Origin of the sequence: Coleofasciculus sp. LEGE 07092 (genome assembly GCF_015207375.1) — a bacterium.
In the GTDB taxonomy this organism is placed as follows: domain Bacteria; phylum Cyanobacteriota; class Cyanobacteriia; order Cyanobacteriales; family Coleofasciculaceae; genus LEGE-07092.
Genome location: NZ_JADEWY010000215.1, coordinates 1 through 6,346 on the forward strand (window position 1 = coordinate 1; position 6,346 = coordinate 6,346).

Sequence of the window (6,346 nt, forward strand, 5' to 3'; positions counted from 1 at the left end):
CCCTTGTCCCCTTGTCCCCTTGTCCCCTTGTCCCCTTGTCCATTCGCCATTCCCTACTCCCTCTTTCAATAGCCCAACGGCTCTCAGTTTGCTAACGGTGTGATGGTTCGTACCGCCAGCAAGCTGTACATATCCGGGAAATTCCGCTGCTAGCACTTTCTGGGACAATTTGACTGCCGCCCGAGTTGTACCAGTACCGATGTCGCCACTCATAGGACGACCATCTGTTTGCCAGATAAGAGGACAGGGTAGGGGAGCGATTAGATTGTAAATTGCCCACAGATAGTCAATCAAACCATCACCATCGGGACAACTGATTGCTAAGAGCTTGAGTCGGTCTACCCAAGGCGCTATCGCTTGCCAAAGTCGCTGAAAGTCTGCAAAATGCCCGACTTTCGTATGAATTTCCAGGGCGTCAATGCCTGAGGGCAGAACCAGTTCGGCAAGGGTTGCTGGTGCTGATACATAAGAGCGAGTATGAATGAGTTGACTAGGACAAATCGGCACACAGCGTCCGCAGCCATAGCAGCGCTGGTCTATCACTCCGCTTGATGCTGTTGGATGGAGACTTTTATCACGCTCCCCAGCTCTTCTGTTTTCCGGCTCCCCAGCTCCCGACATGAGGACGCTACTAGTTTGGAAAACGATCGCTTGGGCTGGGCAAATCCTTTCGCAAGGACGAGGACAGTCTGCCGGACACAAATCCGGGTTAAATTCGGCTTTGCGAAAATGAGGGTCTTCGCCATCATTTAAGCTTACCATCAGCCAAGGGCGGTGACTGTATCCCATCCCTCGCAATCGGGCAGTCCCTTGGAGTTGGGCAGCAACCTGTAAAGCCTGTTTAGCCGCCGCAATCACTGCTGGGTCGGCTGCGACATCAATACAATCGGCTCCAGCAAGGGTGTAAGCCAAGCTCAGGTTACGAACAGCAGGGAGGTGTTGGAAACTGGCTCCGCATATAAGCTTGAACCAGTGACCCTCCCTTAGGGAATGTAAGGGATAGTACAGTTGAGTCACCCCTATATGCTAAATCCTTGGGCAAAAAATGGGGAGATGAATTTTAAGGCGGTATCCGTAAAACGGGCGGAAGTTGAAAGTTGTTGCTGTTCCTGAAACAGCACGAGCGGCAAATTTTCCCTCTCAGAAAGCAGATTTAGGGAAATACCTGGGGCTATAACGCCAAATCTAGGGGGTTTATTTTTATTTGGGGAGCTTCCCTAGTAGGAGAGGTTTCGCGTTTCGCTTATTATTAATTTTTGTAATATTCAATCACTGATTGCACTAAGCAGGACTTCTGCCAAACTCATATCTGCCATATCATCCAACGTCACCGTATCAACAATGTCAAACTTGGCTCCGGCACCTTGAAGTTCATCATCAAGTGCCTTGAGAAATCGAGTCGCCGTTGAATCGTTGCCGACTTGAATCAAGGAAATTGCCAATTCTTCATCCCGCTCCATGTGACGAGATGCCTCAATTATTACCCGCATAACTGCTTTGCGATCATCTGGCTCACCGTCGGTAATAACTAAAATAGTTTCTCCCTCTGGCTTCGTCTGCCCTGCTGCTTTGCGCTGGAAGTAACTATCTGTCGCATCTTTCAGGACGCTAGCTAAGTCTGTACGTCCCATTGGGTCGTTTTCTTGAAAAATTTGGACGACTTTATTGGACGTTACGTTATCGTACCGTTTGAAGCGGCTCGAAAACATATAGACTGTAATGCCATCCGGGTCAAACTGCTCGCATTTTCTTGCTAAAGCCAAAGTAGACTCTTGGGCTGTATCCCACCGGCTGTGTCCACCCGGTTGATCAGGTGTTGACATACTGCCACTTTTATCAATGATTAGGGTATAGTCTCGGTCTGGCATGGTTAAAAGCCTCCTGTTAATCTTGGATAGCCTTGAGCAGTACTTCTGGTAAAGTCATATCTGCCATATCATCCAACGTCACTGTATCAACGATGTCAAACTTGGCTCCGGCACCTTGAAGTTCATCATCAAGTGCCTTGAGAAATCGAGTCGCCGTTGAATCGTTGCCGACTTGAATCAGCGAAATCGCCAATTCTTCATCCCGCTCCATGTGACGAGATGCCTCAATTATTACCCGCATAACTGCTTTGCGATCGTCTGGCTCGCCGTCGGTAATAACTAAAATGGTTTCTCCCTCTGGTTTCGCTTGCCCTGCTGCTTTGCGCTGAAAGTAGCTGTCTGTCGCATCTTTCAGGACGCTAGCTAAGTCTGTGCGTCCCATTGGGTCGTTTTCTTGAAAAATTTGGACGACTTTATTGGATGTTACGTTATCGTACCGTTTGAAGCGACTAGAAAACAGATAAACCGTAATACCATCTGGGTCAAACTGTTCGCATTTTCTTGCTAAAGCTAAAGTAGACTCTTGAGCTGTATCCCATCGACTTTGCCCACCCGGTTGCTCGGGTATTGACATACTACCGCTTTTATCGATGATTAGGGTATAGTCTCGGTTATCCATTAGATTAAGTCTCTCACCAAAGAATTAACTTGGGAGTTCAGAATTTTATTAAGCTTCGATTTCTAGCTGTCTGAACTCCTATTGCGGACGTTGAAAAGCTTGTCTCGATTGGATGCGATCGCTTAAATACACTTTTGTTTACTGTCGAGTTTCCCGTAAAGCTTGCAGATAGTCAATCGCTGCTTCCAGTTTTGATGGGTAGCTGTAAGAGAACTCTTCAAACCACAGCCCTTCTTCGGAACGAGAGTCTAACTTTTTCAGCCACTCAATCGCTCGTTGAGTCAGTGCCTCCCGTCGTTTTTGCTCTCGCTGTTGGTTTCGGAGTTGTTCTTCTCGGAGTTGCTGCTCTTGTCGGAGTTGTTCCTCTCGGAGTTGCTGCTGTCTATTTTGTTCTTCAGCTTGCTCTTGCTCTGCAAACTCAGCTTTAAGTTCTGCTAATAAGCCCTCTTCAGCAGCAGACAGGGGGGTTGGGGATGAAGGCTGAGGTTTATAAGTGGGTGAAGGAACAGGCGAGTTCAAGTCTTCCTCTTCAAACAGAGGCTTTTTCTGCGGGGGTTGAGCTTGCCCTTCTTGATATTCAGCTTTGACTTGGGCTAGTAAATCATCGATGGATTCCATAATACGAGACTCTCGATTAAGAGAGATTTTCTAGTCAACAATGGCATTGAGCAACACGTCCGTTAGGGGCATATCCTCCATCTCTTCCATTGTAATCGTGTCTACGATATCAAACTTGGCACCAATGCCCTCTAGTTGATCGTCAAATGACTTGAGCGATCGCATTACCATGGAGTCGTTACCCACTTGGACAAACAAAATCGCTAGCTCTTCATCCCGCTCCATTCGCTGAGACGCTTTGACAATCGTGTCAGCGATACTCAAGCGATCGCGTAGCTCTCCGTCTGTCACGATAATAATGGTTTCTCCTGCCGATTTAGTCTGACCGATAGACTTACGGCTGAAATAATTAGCGATCGCATCTTGTAACAAACCTGTCAAATTGGTGCTGCCGTGCGGTTGGCTCTCTCGGAAAATTTCCTCGACATGACTAGAGGTTACGTTGTCGTAGCGTTGAAAGCGGTTGGAAAACACATACACTGTAATCCCGTCTGGATCGAATTCCTCACATTTGCGAGCTAGGGCTAGAGTGCATTGCTGCATAAGAGTCCAGCGGCTATCGCCCTCTTGCTGGTCTTGGGCAGCCATGCTACCACTTTTGTCAATAACAATTGTATAGTCGCGGTTCTCAAGCATAATAGAGCATTTATTAAAGAAAAATTAATGGTGATAGAAGCCGTCAAGGTTCGGGAGTTAGCCGTCCTATCGCCAGTCTAAAAAGGAAATTTTTTATTCCCTACTCCCTACTCCCGTTCGTACTTCGGCGTGAGCGCTCAGTCGAACGCTGACGCTCACGGCAAAAGCCTACTCCCTACTCCCCAATTAAAAGCAAAAAGTCTAATCAACAACCGCGTTGATCAGTACATCCGTTAAGGTCATATCTTCCATGTCATCAATGGTGACTGTATCTACAATGTCAAACTTAGCACCAGCACCCTGTAGTTCGTCATCAAGAATTTTAAGGAACTTAGTCGCTTGAGGATCGCTACCAATTTGGATGAAAGAAATTGCCAATTCTTCATCCCGTTCCATGTGACGAGATGCTTCGATAATAACCTTCATGACAGCTTTGCGGTCATCCGGTTCTCCATCGGTCACGACTATTATTGTTTCACCATTCGCTTTGCTCTGACCGCTAGTCTTTCGTTGAAAATAGTTCTTCGTGGCATCTTGCAAGACACCTGTCAAATCCGTGCGTCCAGATGGCTCGTTTTCCTGAAAGACTTGCATGACTTTATTAGATGTCACGTTGTCGTAGCGTTTGAAGCGACCGGAAAACAAGTAAATCGTGATGCCATCGGGGTCGAATTCTTCGCACTTACTCGCAAGGGCAAAAGTCGATTCCTGCATGCTCTCCCAGCGGCTTTTCCCAGACTGTTGGTCTCGAATCGACATACTGCCGCTTTTATCGATAATTAACGTATAGTCTCGCTGCTCGAGCATGATAATATTCCCCCATGTACTGAATCCAAGAAAGCAGAAGGCTTCAAGGAAAGAAAGCTCAACCTGTAAGCTTTTTAACCTTTTTTGACTGGATAGTTATTTCCGCCAAGCTGTAGTGAACCTTCTCAAGGGTATCAAACGTTAGGGGCTGAGAACTCTAACTTGAGAGCTAAAACCATTGCAGTTAATGGATTTGGGCTGATTGTTACTTGATTAGAAACGGGTTAGCGTCGGAGAGTCACAGGTTCTGATAGGGCATCCTGTAGGGATTTCCAGTGGAAATAGCGATCGCCACTTATTTCCAGCGCTACTTTAACTCGTTTCTCCTGCTTGGGCAATTGGGTTAAATATTCAAGTTCTTGAGCTGACAAAATATTGCCTTCAATCAGCCACAGCACCAACCCTTTTGAATTCTTCGGCAACATTTCTAATTGATAATTCACGATGGGAGGTATAAAGTAAACCTCTCCGACAGCCGCCGATTGACCGATGGTTTTCTTACCCAAGTGGGGCGGACGAACACCATGAACACCCGTCAGATAAGCCGCTAAGTCCCCCAATCCTTTCGCTGAAAGATTCAGGGTTTTATAGCCTGCTGCCCTTACCCGTCGCTGATAGCGCCCTTCAAATCCTCCTTCTAAAGGCACATACAATGCCAATGCGCCCGACGCTTCTAAATCCCGGATGAATGATTTGCCGGTAGCGATTAATCCCATCTCTATCTCCGAATTTGCCTTAAGTTTTGTTAATTCACATTAGGACTAATTATAGAGGATGGACGGTTCGCACTCTGGTTATCTGCCATGGACAGCTCATGTTCCCTGTCCTACAGGATAATTTATTTTTTGGAGTTCCTCTACTCCCTACTCCCTACTCCGTATCTGTTTCGTTGATATCAATCCAAGCCAAACTCGCACCTGGATAGTAGTTGGCTAAAATTTGTTCGTGGTTGTAACCCTGCATTGCCAAGTCGTAAGCTCCCTTTTGGCTCATTCCTCGACCCCCAAAGACTTTGCTGACGATATCATCAGAAGCGGCGTACAGAGATTCAACCACGCCCCCTTTGTAACTCAAGAAAATGCCATTAGTTTCACGAACCGCCTGACTAGTCGTGTTCCACTCTGACTCAATCCCTTTGTAGACTTGCCATCGCTGGGTATTTCCCAGATCGTATAAGGTATGGGCAGGTCGGATGTAATGAACAATTGCATAGGAACGGGCGGCAATGGCTTGAGCTTTTAAAGCTGCTAGGGGCCAGTTCGCATAGACTTCTGCTCCTACCACACTTGTCAGGTAAGTTTCTAGGTCAACATAGTTAACGGCTAAGAGAGTATTCCCTTGGGAGACTAAGAGTAAATCACCCCGATACCAGCGACCATCGGCGAAGATAAAGCCACCGTTGGTGGGTTTCAGCCAAACCCCAGCCGGAGTGTTCCATTTCCCAACCTGAATGTTAGATCCGTTGGGTTGAACATTGGTTCCCTCGTTGGCTGTCAGTTTCCCCAAAACCTTACCATTGGCATCAACAACTTCTGCTGGTGTTGAAGTGCCAACCACCAGAGAACTGACATCAGTGGCGATGGCAACTCGCATCTCCAAAAGAGAAGTATGGGGAGAGGGTGCAGTTGTCTTTGTCTTGGTTTTCGGTAAGCTTTGAGCCTGCTTAGAAGGTGGGTTGCTCGTTTGGCTTTGGGCTGTAGGCTTGGGAGGTAGGGGAGTCGGAGGTTTGGATGTAGAAGAAGATTGAGAAGGGGGGGTATTGGTTTTAGGGGCAGGAGATGGAGAAGGGGACGCAGAA

At 47.2% G+C, this 6,346-nt stretch carries 8 protein-coding genes; all 8 read right to left on the reverse strand.

Going from position 1 to position 6,346, the window contains the following annotated elements; genetic code table 11:
• A partial coding sequence (ldpA, locus tag IQ257_RS28455; protein WP_193933426.1) for a circadian clock protein LdpA occupies positions 1-1,017 on the reverse strand: 1,017 nt, incomplete at its 3' end.
• A 248-nt stretch (positions 1,018-1,265) separates the two neighbouring features.
• Positions 1,266-1,868, reverse strand: a complete 603-nt coding sequence (locus IQ257_RS28460; RefSeq protein ID WP_193881911.1) for a vWA domain-containing protein — start codon at positions 1,866-1,868, stop codon at positions 1,266-1,268.
• Positions 1,869-1,884: 16 nt separating this feature from the next.
• On the reverse strand, positions 1,885-2,487 hold the full coding sequence (locus IQ257_RS28465; RefSeq protein ID WP_193881907.1) for a vWA domain-containing protein: 603 nt from the start codon (positions 2,485-2,487) through the stop codon (positions 1,885-1,887).
• A gap of 138 nt (positions 2,488-2,625) precedes the next feature.
• Complete coding sequence (locus IQ257_RS28470) at positions 2,626-3,105, reverse strand: salt stress protein, Slr1339 family (RefSeq protein ID WP_193881904.1); 480 nt, start codon at positions 3,103-3,105, stop codon at positions 2,626-2,628.
• A gap of 30 nt (positions 3,106-3,135) precedes the next feature.
• Positions 3,136-3,741 carry a VWA domain-containing protein gene (locus tag IQ257_RS28475; protein ID WP_193881901.1) on the reverse strand — a complete coding sequence of 202 codons (606 nt, stop codon included), beginning with the start codon at positions 3,739-3,741 and terminating at the stop codon, positions 3,136-3,138.
• Positions 3,742-3,942: 201 nt separating this feature from the next.
• Positions 3,943-4,548: a vWA domain-containing protein gene (locus tag IQ257_RS28480; RefSeq protein WP_193881898.1), complete on the reverse strand. Its 606-nt coding sequence runs from the start codon at positions 4,546-4,548 to the stop codon at positions 3,943-3,945.
• Positions 4,549-4,772: 224 nt separating this feature from the next.
• Entirely contained in the window at positions 4,773-5,264 is a 492-nt protein-coding gene (locus IQ257_RS28485) for an NAD(P)H-quinone oxidoreductase subunit N (protein WP_193881895.1), read from the reverse strand.
• Positions 5,265-5,418: 154 nt separating this feature from the next.
• Positions 5,419-6,346, reverse strand: a 928-nt coding sequence (locus IQ257_RS28490) for a SpoIID/LytB domain-containing protein (RefSeq protein WP_193933428.1), incomplete at its 5' end; no start/stop codon positions are given.